The sequence below is a fragment of the Planctobacterium sp. R6 genome (assembly GCF_055755215.1).
This window is the reverse complement of record NZ_JBVTQY010000014.1, coordinates 25,211-40,636: the sequence shown is the minus strand read 5'-3', so window position 1 is coordinate 40,636 and position 15,426 is coordinate 25,211. Positions and strand designations below refer to the sequence as shown.

At 50.7% G+C, this 15,426-nt stretch carries 12 protein-coding genes; 1 reads left to right on the top strand and 11 read right to left on the bottom strand.

Translation table 11 applies throughout. From position 1 onward, the window contains the following. Nucleotide 1: 1 nt before the first annotated feature. Together AC0J20_RS11065 and AC0J20_RS11060 are read right to left on the bottom strand one after the other, a co-directional pair. Complete coding sequence (locus AC0J20_RS11065) at nt 2-2,227, bottom strand: TonB-dependent receptor family protein (protein WP_473021679.1); 2,226 nt, start codon at nt 2,225-2,227, stop codon at nt 2-4. Nucleotides 2,228-2,230: 3 nt separating this feature from the next. Next, on the bottom strand, nt 2,231-4,702 hold the full coding sequence (locus AC0J20_RS11060) for an imelysin family protein (protein WP_473021678.1): 2,472 nt from the start codon (nt 4,700-4,702) through the stop codon (nt 2,231-2,233). A 639-nt stretch (nt 4,703-5,341) separates the two neighbouring features. On the opposite strand from AC0J20_RS11060, the gene AC0J20_RS11055 reads away from it, so the two are divergent. Further along, on the top strand, nt 5,342-6,874 hold the full coding sequence (locus tag AC0J20_RS11055; protein ID WP_473021677.1) for a hypothetical protein: 1,533 nt from the start codon (nt 5,342-5,344) through the stop codon (nt 6,872-6,874). Between the two features lie 132 nt (nt 6,875-7,006). Here AC0J20_RS11055 and AC0J20_RS11050 read toward each other — a convergent pair whose 3' ends face one another. The 9 genes from AC0J20_RS11050 to cobT form a co-directional block, all read right to left on the bottom strand. Next, nucleotides 7,007-7,882 (bottom strand): hypothetical protein, encoded by an 876-nt coding sequence (locus AC0J20_RS11050; RefSeq protein ID WP_473021676.1) that lies wholly within the window; start codon nt 7,880-7,882, stop codon nt 7,007-7,009. Further along, complete coding sequence (locus AC0J20_RS11045; protein ID WP_473021675.1) at nt 7,869-8,672, bottom strand: hypothetical protein; 804 nt, start codon at nt 8,670-8,672, stop codon at nt 7,869-7,871. The genes AC0J20_RS11050 and AC0J20_RS11045 overlap by 14 nt, the downstream gene beginning before the upstream one ends. Then, nucleotides 8,669-9,838, bottom strand: coding sequence for a hypothetical protein (locus tag AC0J20_RS11040; RefSeq protein WP_473021674.1), 1,170 nt, complete (start codon nt 9,836-9,838; stop codon nt 8,669-8,671). The genes AC0J20_RS11045 and AC0J20_RS11040 overlap by 4 nt, the downstream gene beginning before the upstream one ends. 196 nt (nt 9,839-10,034) lie before the next feature. Continuing rightward, nucleotides 10,035-10,886, bottom strand: coding sequence for a cobalamin-binding protein (locus AC0J20_RS11035; protein ID WP_473021725.1), 852 nt, complete (start codon nt 10,884-10,886; stop codon nt 10,035-10,037). Between the two features lie 12 nt (nt 10,887-10,898). After that, on the bottom strand, nt 10,899-12,392 hold the full coding sequence (locus AC0J20_RS11030) for a cobyric acid synthase (protein WP_473021673.1): 1,494 nt from the start codon (nt 12,390-12,392) through the stop codon (nt 10,899-10,901). Nucleotides 12,393-12,398: 6 nt separating this feature from the next. Beyond that, nucleotides 12,399-13,037, bottom strand: a complete 639-nt coding sequence (locus AC0J20_RS11025) for a histidine phosphatase family protein (protein WP_473021672.1) — start codon at nt 13,035-13,037, stop codon at nt 12,399-12,401. A 4-nt stretch (nt 13,038-13,041) separates the two neighbouring features. Further along, the gene (gene cobU, locus AC0J20_RS11020; protein ID WP_473021671.1) at nt 13,042-13,557 is read right to left on the bottom strand and encodes a bifunctional adenosylcobinamide kinase/adenosylcobinamide-phosphate guanylyltransferase; all 516 of its coding nucleotides are present in this window, start codon (nt 13,555-13,557) and stop codon (nt 13,042-13,044) included. After that, nucleotides 13,554-14,360: an adenosylcobinamide-GDP ribazoletransferase gene (locus AC0J20_RS11015; protein ID WP_473021670.1), complete on the bottom strand. Its 807-nt coding sequence runs from the start codon at nt 14,358-14,360 to the stop codon at nt 13,554-13,556. Before AC0J20_RS11015 ends, cobU begins: the two co-directional genes overlap by 4 nt. Beyond that, nucleotides 14,353-15,423, bottom strand: a complete 1,071-nt coding sequence (cobT, locus tag AC0J20_RS11010) for a nicotinate-nucleotide--dimethylbenzimidazole phosphoribosyltransferase (RefSeq protein WP_473021669.1) — start codon at nt 15,421-15,423, stop codon at nt 14,353-14,355. The genes AC0J20_RS11015 and cobT overlap by 8 nt, the downstream gene beginning before the upstream one ends. Between the last annotated feature and the right edge of the window lie 3 nt (nt 15,424-15,426).

Sequence of the window (15,426 nt, the reverse complement as noted above, 5' to 3'; positions counted from 1 at the left end):
ATTAAAAATTGTATTTAACCCCTACCTGTAATTGTTGTGGACGGTTTGGTCTGGCACCATAAGGACGGCGACTAACAATGCTGGCGTCATCCAGCAAGTTGTCCACCTTGGCATAGACCCTGACAGCCGATGAAAAACGATAGTAGGCAGCAATATCGATAACGGTAAAGCTGTCACTTAATTTTCCGGCCAGAGGGTTATCCAGGGGGCTATCTGTCAGGGCCGCCTGACCACTTTCCGGCATGGCGTCGGTATACACAATATTGCCCCTGATGCTCCAATTTTCGCCTTCCAGGCCGACACTTAAAGTCGCCTGATGTCTGGCGAGATATGGCAAAGGGTTACCTTCATCAACGAAATTCCACAAAGAAAAGGGTGAGTAAAAACTCTCTTTAAACTCAGAGTCGGTAAAGGTGTACATGACATCAACCGGCACCTCCAGTCCCGATCCCACCGAAAACACAGTACCTGCTGCCATTTCGAGACCGTACACATCAACGCTGCCACCACTAAAGGCAAGATCAGTATCACAGCCCGCTGAAAATGAGCATGATTCGATCAGGTTGGAATAATCGTTAAAAAACGCCACTGACTCAAAATGACTGTCTTTACCGCTGAAGCGATAACCCAGCTCATAGTTGACGCTTTTTTCAAACTCAATGGATTCGTCCTGTGCCGGGCTGGTAGGTACAAATCCGCGGTGTACACCGGTAAACAGCACTGATTGCTCAGTTAGCTGATACAGGATATTGAATCTGGGCAAAAAGATATCATTGCTTTTTTGCAAGGCATCGTCTTCGCTGCCGGGTGCCCGATTCTGAAAATCACCATCGATATTTTCGTATCTGAGCCCCGCAGTAATGACGAAATTACCCCAAGAGAGACTATCCTGTATGTATACCGATATAGCATCCGTCTGTTCTGTATTGGTGGTGCTGGCTTTGGAGCCTTCTCCGGTGGCGACCAGGGCACCACTTCTCATAAAGTAGTTTTCGATGGTGTGGTTGCGCTGGATTTCGTCCTGATGAAAACGCACCCCAAATTCGACGAGATGTTCAATGCCACTCATTGCTAAGCTAATATCACCGTCGATTTGAATACCCTGAGAGTAGAGTGAGCGATCATTGTTACCCAATTCCAGCAGCTCTCTGGCTGAACCGTCGATATCACCGCGCAATACGCTTAATAACTCAAAGTGTCGCGGTTCGTCGGGATCTGAAACTATATCCAGCAGGCTGGGTAAGGTTTCTCCGAAAGAACTGACAAAGCGATTGAGTTTGTTCCATGCCCGGTCAAGATCGGTGCGATAGGCCTGAGTGGCCAGATTCCAGTTGCTGCCTTCAACAAAATGAGACAGGGTAAACGCACTGTGCTCCCAATCCATTTTATCCTGTTGTCCACCGGCGTAACGCTGGTAGGGGTTGTCCCGGAAGTCTTCGTCAGTCAGGCCGGTATAGGTAAAGTTCGACACTTCATCGGCGTAATTGGCTTTAAAAATGAGTTCCTGAGACAGCGATCCTGAGGACAGGTCGTAACGCAACTTCAGGTTGTAGTCGTTCTTTTCAAAACCTACATCACCGCCATTATCCAGCTCCTGAAAGCCGTCTGAACGCAATGTTACCCCTTCGACCAGCAGGCCAAAGCGATCACTGATATTTTTGCCATAATAGCCATGCAGTTTCTGATAGCCGTCAGTGCCCAGGGCCACATCAATCTGACCCTCGTCCAGTTCAGGGACGCTTCGGGTTAGCATATTAAGGGCACCCGCTACGGTATTGGGGCCGTATTTGATCGCGGCAGGCCCTTTGGTGACTTCTACTCCCACCATTTTGCTGGTGAGAGGGAAAAAATAGGCAGAAGGTGCTGAATAGGGCGCCGGGCCAATCAACAGACCGTCTTCCATGATATTTATTTTCTTACTGCGCTCCGGGGTAACACCGCGAAAACCAATGTTGGGGCGCAACCCGAATCCATCTTCCAGACGAACATTGACACCGGGCACCGTGGCCAGGATACGGGCGATATCATCGTATTCGAACTGTTCCAGTTCCACCTCATCAACCAGTGCTACAGAGCCTGCAGAAAGCGCCATACTGCGCTGATTGCCGATAATACTGATGCGTTCGATAGACTGAGTATTGGTTTCCTCATCAGCGCTCACCGGGTGCGCCAAAAGGCAGCAGGAGGCAGCCCCAACTGCTGCAGTAATTTGCCTGATATTTTTCATGTTTTAGTCATTATCTCCGGCAGACGTGCTTGGAAGCTGCAGCGAAAGGCTCTGAATAAAGTCGCCTTTGAGAATATCATCAACATCGTTTACTTCGCTGTGGAGCTGCTCAACGCTTTCCGGGGTTTGTGTTAGTACATCGCTATATGTGCCGGTCATTTGCTCTGCAAGTGTGATTGCTTCGTCCAGTTGGGCGATGATGTTTGTGGCTGTATCTTCATCGCCAACGTCAGTGAGAAAGTCAACAAAGCTGGCATCACTTTCATTGCTACCTGTTAGCAAGGTTCTCAACGCCCGCATGTTATTGATAATGTTTTGCAGTGAGTAATCCGCATAAGGTGATTCAGCATCCTGAGCACAGGGCACCAGACCGCAATTGTTCACCCGGATACCCACCGGGGCAGCAATTTTGCCATCCTTTACCGGGCCGGTGAAATAAAACAGGCCATCAGATATATCATTGATGGCATCCAGTGTGGTTGAAAAGTCAGAGCCTGGGTTGCCGGCGTCTTTCAAAACACTGGCGTAGCCGTTGGTACCTGTCCACTGAGTCACAATGTCATTCGCTGTGCTCAGCACATCGGATGATACCAGGCTGGCAAAACTACAACGTGCTGCAGTTCGGTCTGCATCGCTGCGTTCATTCCAACCCGCCGGTTCTGTGCCCGGTGTCGTGCATTTGTGATCCAAATCTTCGTCAAACAGCAAGTACTCCAGGGCATCCAGTCCCTTACGCGAGACATTACGGGTGGCAATGTTGTAGCCCGACTGTTCAGCTAAGACAACATCCTGATCCACAAAGCAGGCCCGGTTATTTGGCCAGGAATAAACTTTATCTCGCAATTCATTGTTATTGAAAAACAGCGGGCCTACCTGCATCAATTCAGCCATTTGCCAGGTGTCCATGGTGGTTTTCCATTGCTCCTGAGCCGCGCCACGATTGTTATTGCTGTCAGCCGGGAGTGAGGCGCAATAGGCGCTTACCGAGGTGTTTAATGTCAGGGCTTTTTGGGCAAACAATTCGAAAGTAGGTACATAGATATTGTCTACAATCGAAGCGATTAAGGCGCTTTGGGTGAACTCTTCTGCAACAGGCGCAACATTGGGATCAGTACCGGCAGTTATTTCATCGCCGTCGTTAACGCCATCACCGTCACTGTCCGCATTGCCTGGGTCAGTGTTGTAGATATTAATTTCGTCACCATCACTGAGACCGTCACCATCGGAGTCGGCAACAGTCGCGTTGGTATTGTGCAGATTGACTTCGTCGCCGTCAGTCAGACCATCGCCATCGGAATCCGCTGCGGTATAGTCGGTGCCCAGTGTCTCTTCTTCCAGCTTGCTGAGACCGTCCTCATCAATATCGCTGTTATTCCAGAGGCTGTAAATAGGTTGCGCCAGCGGTAAATCGGTAAACAAACTGCCAAATGAAAGGCGAGAGATACCGTCGCTGTGATTGGTGAGGTTATCGTTGCCGGAACTGTTCAGTACAAACCATTGGCTTGTCGCCGCGCGGCGCACGGCTAAATCAACTTTTCCGTCTCCGTCATAGTCGGCCGGTACAGGAACATCATTTTCCTGCAAGCCGAATTGGCGACGGGTAATACCGTCAGCGTGACCGGTTATGCTGTCAACACCTGAAGAATTCATAATATACCAGAACTGGGTGCCAGGTCGTCTGACGGCTAAATCCGCTTTGCCATCACCGTCATAATCAGCAGGAACCGGGATATCCGCTTGTTGGGTGCCAAAACGTATCCGGCTGATACCGTCTGTATGGCTGGTTAAAGGGTCAACGCCGGAGGAATTCAGAATATACCAAAACTGTGTGCCGGGCCGTCTCACTGCCAGGTCGGCCTTGCCGTCGCCATCATAATCTGCGGGTACCGGGATGTCGTCGCTCTGTGTACCAAATTGGCGACGAGTTATGCCGTCGCTATTACCTGTCAGGGTATCAACGCCTGAGGAATTCAGAATATACCAGGTTTGGGTAGAAGGGCGGCGAACCGCTAAATCAGTAATACCGTCACCGTCGTAGTCGGCGGGCACCGGAATATCGTCACTGCGCAAACCAAAGCGCATACGAGTCACACCATCGCTATTGCCACTGATGCGATCGGTGCCACTGGAATTCTGGACATACCAGATCTGCCCCGATGCTCTGCGAACAGCGACATCGGCAATCCCATCTCCGTCAAAATCTCCGACAACCGGGACATCCCCGGCACGTTTGCCAAACTCAACCTGGTGGGTTTGGCCATCAGAAGAGCGATACACTATGGTCTCAAAGGTGGATGCTCTTCTGAACGCGATATCATCCACACCGTCACCATCATAATCCAGCATTGCTGAGTCTTGGTCGGGCTGAGCCAGTGATAATTGCGGGATTGCCAACAGGGTCAAAAGGCTGGCAATCGCCACGGGAAAAGCGGCTCGCTGCTTGTGCTTGTTTGCGGAAATTAAACGAGTTTTCATGTGTTTAAACCTTGTTTTCAACGTTGTGCTCGGGTTGTTTGGTTGCATGTTTTACAATCTACAACTCAGGTTATTGTCAAAATTTTCGCAGCCTTCAAAGGCACTGATTGTGCCTACAACGTATTGAAAGTGAATTTTGCGCATAGTTGAGGTTGTGCTGAGTTATTAAGGCTGGCATCCCGACCAGCCTGGTCGTGTCACCAACGTGTTGTAAATATTGCTAAATTCGCCCTGTCAATCACCCCCGTGGGTGTATAAAAACAGTATTGCTAACAGCTATCATTTGAATTCTCGCATCTAATTAGGGTAATTGCGACAATCATACGTAACTTTTATAAATGCGGATTGTTTTCATTTTTATCTTTTTTGTCAAATGAACGCTACATTAGCTAAAAAAATGGGTGCCGGGTAAGTCTGTAGGCGCTAATGCGGCGATTGTGTGGAGTTAGTGTGGCCAGCTCGCAGGTGGCTAACAGGCATTGCTAAGGTTGACTTATTTCCCCTTAATGATAATACTTCCGATTATCGTTTTTGAGGAGATTTTTATTGTTACTAAAATCTCGACGTTAGTGTGGATTCAACTCCGCGCTTATTTCAGCGATAAGAACAAAATTTCAAAACTGATAGGAAACATACAAGATGAACAAAAAGTTTATGTTGACCCTGCTAAGTGTCGCATTTCTGGGTCTTGCCGGCTGTGACGGAGACGATGGTGTCGATGGCGCCGCTGGTGCTCCTGGTGCAGATGGCACAAACGGTACTGATGGTACAGATGGCGTAGACGGTGCTTCTCTTCAGATCGTTGTTGACCGGGTGTATCCGGAAGCCAACGATTTTCGCGGCCTGACCTACGCGCGTGTTGGCGACCAGGCGGGTAAAATTTACGTGTCTGGTTTTGTGGGCACGGATGATGCGACGAGAATGGCCGTAGTCGGTCGTCTGTTCGCTGACGGGACACCGGACACGGCGTTTGGCGGCGACGGTTTTGTTGAAGTTCAGGCAACAACAGAACTGAGCAGCAGTGACGAGCAATCTTTGGGTGTCGCCGAGCTGCAAAGCGGTGATGTGGTATTTGCGGTAAATGCCGCTGAAGCCACTGGCGGACGTTCAATTTTTCTTTTCCGCGTAACGCCAGAAGGCGAACTGGCCACAGGCTGGGGTGATGCAGATGGCAAAGCGGAAGTGGTATTTGGCTATGCCGATGCTGACAACGCCGATTTCCCAGGTGACTCAGTACAGGACTTTATCTGGGACTTACAGGTTGACCGCAGTGTCGCCACTGATCGCGTGGTGGTATTCGGTAACGGTTCTGCCAATGACGGTACCCGTACCGATACCGATCGCTACATTACCCGTGTTGTTGTTACCGACACTGGTATCGAAACGGACGCAACATTCAATGGTGGCGTGGCATTTTCCTTTGATGCGGGTGGATTAGGACTTGGCGACAACCAACGTCGCGGTATCGTCGAAGCTGACGGTAAGATTGTTGCTGCTGGTTACAACAACCTGGGCGATGGCATTCGTCACCATGTGATGGCGATTCGTCTTAACGAAGACGGTTCAATGGATGACACCTTTGCTGGTTACAGCGATGAAGAGAATCTGGTAGCTGCAACACCAGGTTTAGCAGTGTTTAACCCCTTCCAGGTCGATGGTGGCTTTGCCGAAGCCTATGCAGTTGGTCTGCAGGAAAGCACGAATTCTTACGTTCTGGCCGGTTACGGCGGTGCCACAGGTTCAGGCTTTGAATCTTCCTTCGGTCATCAGTCGTATGTTGCCCAGGATATGGTGGCATTCAGAACCTCTACTGGTGTCTCTACCAGTCAGGATCTGACCTTTGGTGATGGCGTATCTGGTGCGGCAGTGATCCAAAGTGAAGGCAAAGGTTTCCCTTCCAGTGAAGATCGCGCGCGTCACCTGGTGGTATTGCCAGATGGACGTACTGTGATTGTGGGTCGTTTTGGTGGTGTGCCTGCGGCTTATGTGTTGACTGTAGATGGTCAGCCAGATACTGGCGTATTCGGTGATGGCATTATTGAACTGAGCAGCCCGTCGGTGAGCGCCCAGTTTTTCGGCGCAGCACTGTCGCCTGATGGCACTCGCGTAGCCATGACCACAAACTATGATGCCAATGGTGCGCGCCTGGTCGTAATTAAACCGGGTAACTAAGCAACGCTGTTGCAAGCGTATACGGCCTTTAAAGTTACGACAAAGGCCGGCATAGTTGATGTAAATAAAAAGGCAGCCCGCTAAGGCTGCCTTTCTAATTTCTGTACCCGTGCCTGCAGGTGGCACTCACTGTCAGATTTTGACCTTTCTGCGACCCTGATTTAAGGTGGGAATAGTGAGGCGCCTGGGTTTCAAGGTGCGTGGCACCGCCCCCACCGGATTTAGCGAATCAAAACGGGTGCTGTTGATTTTTCGGGTTTTATAATACAGCTCGAAATAACCTGGCAGATGACCGGGCAGCTCCTCACAGTATTGCCGGAATCCGGCGCGCATTTGATTGGCATAGTCAAAAAATGCCAGTTCTTCTTCTGTCCAGGGATCGACGTTTTCTTTGCCAAAATGGGGCTGCCACCAGTCTACGGTTTCCAGAATTTCACCGGCCCAGTGTTCTAACAGACTAACGCTGCTATGACACCAGGCTGTGTCAGTCATACCATTGAAAGCCATGCCCGGCAGATAAGGAGGGCTTAAGGGCAACATCATGCGGTAATCTGTAGCTGCTAAAGCAGGGTTATACCTGTCGTGATTGCCGTTGTGGCTAAATAAGTAACGATAAGACAAATGATTAATACAGGCTGGTTGGTCAAAGGCTGCAATTCCTTCGCTTTCATAGGCGCTCAGGCAAATTTGCGATTCCGCCTCTACCTGTTGCACAAACGCGGCATTGAAATTAAAGAAAGCGCGATACAGTTGCCGTTCTTCAGGCCCGATCCCCGGCGGCCCGGAATTTCCGCCGTAGCGGTAGCGTATCAAAGGTGGTTTACCGCGTTTAAAACTGGCTAATGCCATGATGGCGCCGGAGTCGGATATATCTGTAGCGCAAATTTCACCACAGATCACCAGGTTTTCTTCCAGGTCCGGCGCGGAGGCGATCAGGTCCAGCCAGGAGTTTGCTGACAACACCGGGCTCATTAGCAACAGCGCAAACCATGCATTACCAAATTTCATTGAACACCTCCTCTGACATACCCCAGTGAACCAGATATAAACCATTGCCATCAATATCCAGCCCCATGCCCTGATACAGATAGCTTGCGCCATTGCTGTGAGTGCGTTGCAGACCCGCTGCGGCGTAAAAGTCTCCGGCTCCCTGCAGGTTGGATGTGGCATCAATACCAATCACCACACTGTCGTCAGGGAGTGTGTTCAGGTCATCCAGGATTCGGGTAAAACGGCCCTTGAGCGCCAGTACCAGGGACGGATCAGGTTGTTTGGAAACCAGGGTGTAGCCATATAAGCTGAGGGGGACAGCGTCGCTGTTTTCAGCCTCCGGCGCTTCATCAAAAATCAGCTCCCATTGCAGCGATGAGTTATGGCTGAGGTGGTCTTCCATGGTGATGCGCAGAGGCAAATCTTCTTTGTAAATTTCCCGCAGGGTTTTATCCACCACATGCAGCTCGCCATCTTTGATACGAACCTCGTAACCTCCTGGCCGGATATTCTGTACTTTTTTGTTTTTTAATACCGCCATAGCCAGCGTATCCACCAGTCCTGACTCTGAGCAGTCGCTGTAAAACGGCGAGAACAACAGGGTTTTCTTCAGCGCCGGGGTTAACATAATTTGTTTACAGGCCTGCTGCATACTGGTGTTCACCTGAAAGTGAGTCATAGAGGGAATGGTGTGGGAAACAGAGGCTTGCGGCGGCTCGTTCTGAGTCGAGGGGGTTTGCGCCATGGCTGTGCCGCAACACACACTCAGACCTGCCATCAGCAGGTTCAAATAAAGGAATAGTCTCATGGTCTGCTTTCCCCGGTCAGAATATAAAACATCAAATCTTTACCCTGTTTATCGCAACCGACACAGTCGACACGTCGGATAGCCACATCATTGTTTTTACCCACAGCAAATTCGAATTCGATTGGGTCATCCACTTTCGTCAGTCCTGCCACCTTGTCATCAGACAATATCGAGCGATAAAAATGCAGGGTAGCCCTTAATGGATCGTCACATTGCAGCGTGGAAAAAATCGGGCTGTCGGATTCGGCACTGAGCTCACCGGATTGCGTCGCGCAACCGTGGTTTTGCCACTCCTCATCGGGGTGGGTACCGAATATCTCGCGATTTTGCCAGTGTTGTTGATAGGCGCTCTCAAACACGGCGTTCGACAGATTCATAGTCCAGCGCCGTGCCATGGCTTCGGTCATTGCCGCCGTGAAATACACGATCCGGGAGCTATTGTTGATATTGAAGTTATCTTCCAGTCGCCAGTGGCCGTCACTATTGTTCTGTATGAGGTTGAAAAATTCGGCGAAGCGGGTGTTTTCCTCGCTCAGTTGCTGCAGTTGGGGATTGCTGATTCGTGGATCCGCTTTGGGCGCAGGTTGCGGTGTGTGTGGTTCTGATGTGGTGTCTGTATTTTCTGTAATTTGCTGCGTATCTTCGGAAAACAGCCCGGAAATGGTAGCCATTTCCTGCTGAAATAACTCTCCGATATTGAGCTCGCTATCCGCCATAATGTGGTTGACACCAATGTAACCTAACAACAGCAGATTCAGTGTCAGTGACAACAACAGAGGCAATCGTGAGGTCCTGCCACTGCGCAACACCGGACCAGATTGCAGCTCTGCCTGGTCTACCGGGTTCACTGTCGGCGCAGACAAGTCTGCGTGTTCCAGAGTGGGCGGTTTGTCTTTTGCTTTTTTGGGCGAAGGCGGGGCATTGCCGGACCCGGTTGCAGGCGCTTGCGGCTCCTGAAATTCGGTCAGGATACCGTGTTTTTCCAGCTTTGCCTGAAATGCCAGTAACTGGGTTCTATCCGTGCCGGTTCGCAGGGTAAAGGCGTCGCCGGAATACAGCCGGGATTCGTCCTGCAGTTTAAGCGTTCTTAACAGCGAGGCGGTGACTTTACTTTTGTCTGCACCTTGTTTTAATTGTCCTTTAAACAGCAGGCTATATTTGGCCATTTGCAACCCCCGACACTGTTACTGCATTCCTTCTGGAAAAACGGTTCTTGTAAATCACTTCTCAGATCCAGTGTTACCGGCGCTGAGAAGTGAAATACAGTTTATAGCAAACTTATCGGATAAAAACAGGGATTAATTAGCCCAGCAATTGCCGAATTAAAGGGTAAAGTCAGGTCAACCGTCTACTGTCAGTTACTTAGTGGGCAAGATAAAAATCCCGTGCCTTATCCACCTGCCTGCACAGGATTTCCACTTCATCCAGCATGCGCAATGTCATGCGATGGGTTTTATCAGCGTCCGGGTGAAAGATAAATCCGTGTTTTGAGGCCGGGATTTCTGGCCATTGTTGCCAGTTCAGGGCATCGGTGTTTTGTGGAGAGTGAGGCGTAGGTTGCAATACGATTTGAGGCTTGCTGGCCAAGACCTGTTCCAGACCAATCAGCGGGTAGTCTTCAGAAAGTGACGCGAAAGGGTTTTTAACACCGCACACAACTAGCTGCTGCTGCAACCAGGCTTTGTTGGCTACGGTGCGCAATGGTCTGGCCCACATTTCGTAAAATCCGGTTACGGGCCGGGCGTTGCTGTATTTGGACTCAAGTGCCTCGAGACGTTGTGAGAATTGCCGGGCTATTTGCTGTGCGGCTGTAGTACGTCCGGTGATTTCTCCCAGCATCAGCAGTTCATCTGCAACACTGGCAAGGGTTGTGGGATTCGAATAGACAATATTCAGACCGTAGTTTTTCAACCTGTCCAGATCGTCCTGTGGATTACCGGTTTGCCAGGCGATAATGACATCCGGTGCCAATTGCACAATACGCTCTATTTGCAGACGAGCGTAATTACCAATTCTGGGGATGTTTTTGGCCGCTTCCGGATAATCAGAATGTTCTGTGGTGGCAATAATCTGGTCACCAGCGCCAATGTCGTAAAGAGACTCTACAATATGGGGGGCCAGTGCTACTATTCGTTTGTCCTGTAGTTCGTCTTTCTGCGGTTTGCTTTCCTGCGCCTGAAGACCTGATGCGAACAGCGTCAGGATAAAAATCATGTGTCTCATTGTTTAACTTCCTCTGCCTGTAAGTGTACCTATCAAAGGCGTTATTTTTGTCCAGTCCAGATGTTTATCGCACATCTCGGCCAGACGGTTAATTGCCGCTTCCTGCAGCATTTCGTAATGTTGAGTGACTTCTATATCTGCACCTGCCCACGCCAATATGCCCCGGGTTGCTTCGGGCTGGTCAAACAGACCATGCAAATAAGTACCGGCCACCTGATTATCGGTGCTGACAGCGCCATCCGGAAGATTGTTTTCCAGCAAGGCAAAACAGCGCTTTTCTTCTGTTTGGGTGACGCCCACATGAATTTGGTATCCGCTGACGGGGATTGTTGCTTCGTCACCCTCTGGTGTTAAGCATATGACTCCCTGATTTTGGGTCAGTTGTTTTTCACCTTGCAGTCGGGTGCTTAGCTTTAACAAAGCCAGTCCCTTTGATTCACCGGCCGGACCTTCTATACCATCGGGATCAGCAATACACTCTCCTAACATCTGATAACCACCACAAATGCCCAGTACTTTTCCGCCGTATCTCAGGTGCCGAAGAATATCCTGATCCCACTGCATAGCGCGCAGTTGTGCTAAATCTGCCCGTACATTTTTGCTGCCGGGTAAAATGATCAGATCACAGGCCGGAATACGCGAATGAGGGGGGACATAAATCAGTTTCACTTCCGGGTGAGCCCGCAACATATCAAAGTCAGTGTGATTGCTGATGCGACTGAATACAGGCACGGCTACAATCAATTTTGGACCGGTTGCCGTGCTGGCCTGGGATGTCTCAATGGCATCTTCGGCGGCTAATTGCAGGTTTGGTAAGAAAGGCAGAACACCCAACACCGGCTTTCCGGTGCGTGCTGCTAACCAGTCCAGTCCTGATTCCAGCAGACCAATGTCGCCGCGAAATTTATTGATCACAAATCCCACCACCCGTTGCTGCTCTGACGGCGAGAGTAATTCCAGCGTGCCCACCAGCTGCGCAAATACACCGCCGCGATCAATATCAGCGATGAGAATAACCGGGCAGTCCACGGCTTCAGCAAAGCCCATGTTGGCAATGTCACCTTCACGCAGGTTGACTTCGGCAGGACTGCCTGCACCCTCAACAATGATGCAATCATACTGCGCTGCCAGTCGTTGGTGGGATTCCAGTACCGCGCACATGGCGACTTTTTTGTAATCGTGGTAAGCCGCAGCCTGCATATCGGTAATAGCTTTGCCCTGAATAATCACCTGAGCACCGGTATCAGAACTGGGTTTGAGTAAAATAGGGTTCATGTCTACATGTGGGGCAATACCGGCCGCCTGTGCCTGTAGCGCCTGGGCACGGCCAATTTCTCCGCCATCGGCGGTAACGGCACTGTTCAGCGCCATATTTTGTGGTTTGAAAGGGGCTACTCTGAGCCCCCGTTGATACAGGCAGCGACACAGAGCGGCCACTAACATGCTCTTACCGGCGTCAGAAGAGGTACCCTGTATCATCAGTGTATTCGTTAACATATCGGGTTAAATCTCATGCTCTGCGGGCATCCCCACATAGTGAATAATGGCTTGGGCGTGATTTGTCGCAGGCAGGGTGAATTTACTGAGACTGGCGTAACCGATTTGCCATTGACTGTATAGCGCCGGGTTGCGCCAATCCAGATTTAACAGGTGGGCAAGCAACAGTCGGATCACGCCGCCATGGCAAATAAGCAAAAGAGTTTGCGGCGTCTGTGTGCTGGCCAGTTGCTTTGCCAGTTTTTGCCAGCCGGCTGAAACCCGTTCATACATGACCGTCAGGGGTTCAGCATCGGTCAGCGGATTACTGGCCGGGGCCTGCCAGAATGCGTCCAGTTCGGCCCAGGCACTTTGAGGTATATCATCAAAAGCGACACCGTCCCATTGTCCGAAATCACATTCCTGCATTTCGTCCAATACCTGCAATGTCAGATTGCGTTGTTCACTGAGTTGTCTGGCAAAGTGCTGACAGCGCTGCAGCGGAGAGCAAACCACCTGAGTAAGCTGTGACAGGCGAGCGCACTGTGCCTCCATGTTTTGCCATCCCCGGGGGCTCAGCGGTACATCGGTTTTACCATACAGGGCTGACGGACCCGCTACTTCTCCGTGGCGTAAAAGATAAATCTGGTGCGCTATTTTTACCAAGAGTTCAGCCCTTAATTTGCATGGGTAAACCTGCCACCACCAGTGTGACCTTGTCAGCCGCTCCGGCTACCGCCTGATTGAGCCAGCCCTGCCAGTCGGCAAATTTTCGCGCAGATGCCGAAGCTGGCACGATACCCATACCCACTTCATTACTCACCAGAATGATATCTTGGCGGCTGGTTTTAAGTATCTGCACCAGGTCTGATTGCAGCGTGTCGATGTGACACTCAGGATTGAGGTACATCTCGTTGTTTAGCCATAAGGTTAAACAATCCACTAAGATGACGGCATCATCAACAGTATTCAGGTTTTCCAGGACGGCAGGCAAGTTGTCGGGATGTTCCAATACTTGCCAGTGAGCAGGGCGGTCAGCTTTGTGGCGTTCGATGCGCAAGGCCATTTCATCATCCGTAATGGTGGCGGTGGCCACATATATCACAGGTTTATCACATTGCATTGCCTGTTGCTGGGCAAAACGGGATTTGCCGGAGCGCGCGGCCCCCAAAACCAGATGAATCATGAATTACTTCCCACCATCGCCAGCAGAATTAAATAAATGCTGAGCTCCTGTACCTGTTGCGCCGCTCCTAACACATCGCCGGTAAAACCGCCGATGTGTTTTTGCATAATAAAGCGCAACAGATAGCGCACCAGCAGTACGCCGAGAGCCAAAATCAGAATCGTGCTGACCGGCAAAGCCAGTGCCGCTATTCCGCCAGTGGCGATGACAAACAGCAGGTGTTTGTGGGAAACGGGCCTTGCCAGGGGATCGCTTTTATTCTTTTTGACCGTGCCCAGACCCGAGACATAGGGTAAATCCTGAACATGAGTCAGCGCCATCGCCCGGGAAAGCGGGTAGGCCAGGACAATGGCCAGATACAACATTTCTGATTGTGCCAGCGATTGCAACAGCACAAACTTTAATGTCAGCGCCAGTATCAGACTGCAGCTACCATAAGTGCCAATGCGACTGTCTTTCATGATATCAATTTTACGTTCTGCTGTTAGGCCACCCCAGAAGCCGTCACAGGTATCGGCCAGGCCATCTTCGTGTAAAGCGCCGGTGAGTAGCACGCTGGCGACCATCATGAGGGCAATGGCCACCGTACTACCCCATATGGGCGTAGCCAGGTAAACCAGGGCAACCAGTAGTAGCGCCAGTAACCAGCCAATCAGGGCAAAATAACGGGTGCAGGTATGCATAAATTCCGGTTGGTATTGTACCGTCCGGCCCATCGGGATACGGGTAAAAAAGCCCAGCGCCAGTCGAAAATAATTGACTTCAGCGCGCCAGAATGAGGATTTTTCTGCTTGTTCAGACATTGACGTTGGCGCTCTCAAACGTGGCCATGTCATTAAAAAACGCGGCTGCGGTGCGCAATAACGGCACTGCCAGTGCAGCACCGGTACCTTCACCCAGGCGCAGGCCTAAATCCAGCAGGGGGTCTGCATGTAAGGCTGTTAACGCAAGTTGATGGCTGCGTTCTGTGCCCATGTGGGCAAACACCATGTACTGTCTGGCTCCCGGAGCAATTGCACAGGCGTAAAGTGCCGCGACGGTGACAATAAATCCGTCTACAACGATGAGCTTTCCCTGCTCGGCAGTGGCCAGCATGGCGCCAATGATTTGCACAATTTCGAATCCGCCCAGTGAGGCCAGCCACAGAAGGGGATTTTTAGTCTCAGCTTCTGGCATTTGTTCGGTTCGGCGCAGGGCTTTGTCCACAAGCGCTATTTTGGCGTCTAACTGTGCATCGTTGATACCCGTACCGCGTCCCACTACTTCCCGGGCCTTTTTACCGGTATAGGCACACAATAACGCGGCTGCTGAACTGGTGTTGCCAATGCCCATTTCACCGAAACAGACAACATTACTGTCGCTCAATATCGCTTGTTTGGCCAGTGTTGCTCCGGCTATCAAACCGCGCTCAGCAACCGCGGCGGACATGGCCGATTCAACACTGATGTCTGCGGTTCCTGCCCCCAGGCGTTGGGTAAAATAATTGTTTTGAGTTTGAGATAATGGTTCAAGCATTCCGGCATCTATGACATTCAGGGCGATGTCGTGCAATCGACAAAAACAATTAATGGCCGCTCCTCCGGCCAGGAAATTTAATACCATTTGCCGGGTCACTTCAGGCGGCGCAATACTGACAGGGTGCCTGGCGATACCGTGATCTGCAGCAAAAATTAACATGGTGGGTTGGTTAATTTGCAGCTCTGCGTGGGGTGTTTCAGTTAACTGCATACGGGCCAGTTGCAGGGCCAGCGTTTCCAGTTTTCCCAGTGAACCAGGGGGCTTGGCTTTATTATCTATCAACCCGTTAAAATGGTGATCCAGGTCATGGCTGATAGCGGGAATGGACCAGTTTGGCAGAGTGGACATGAA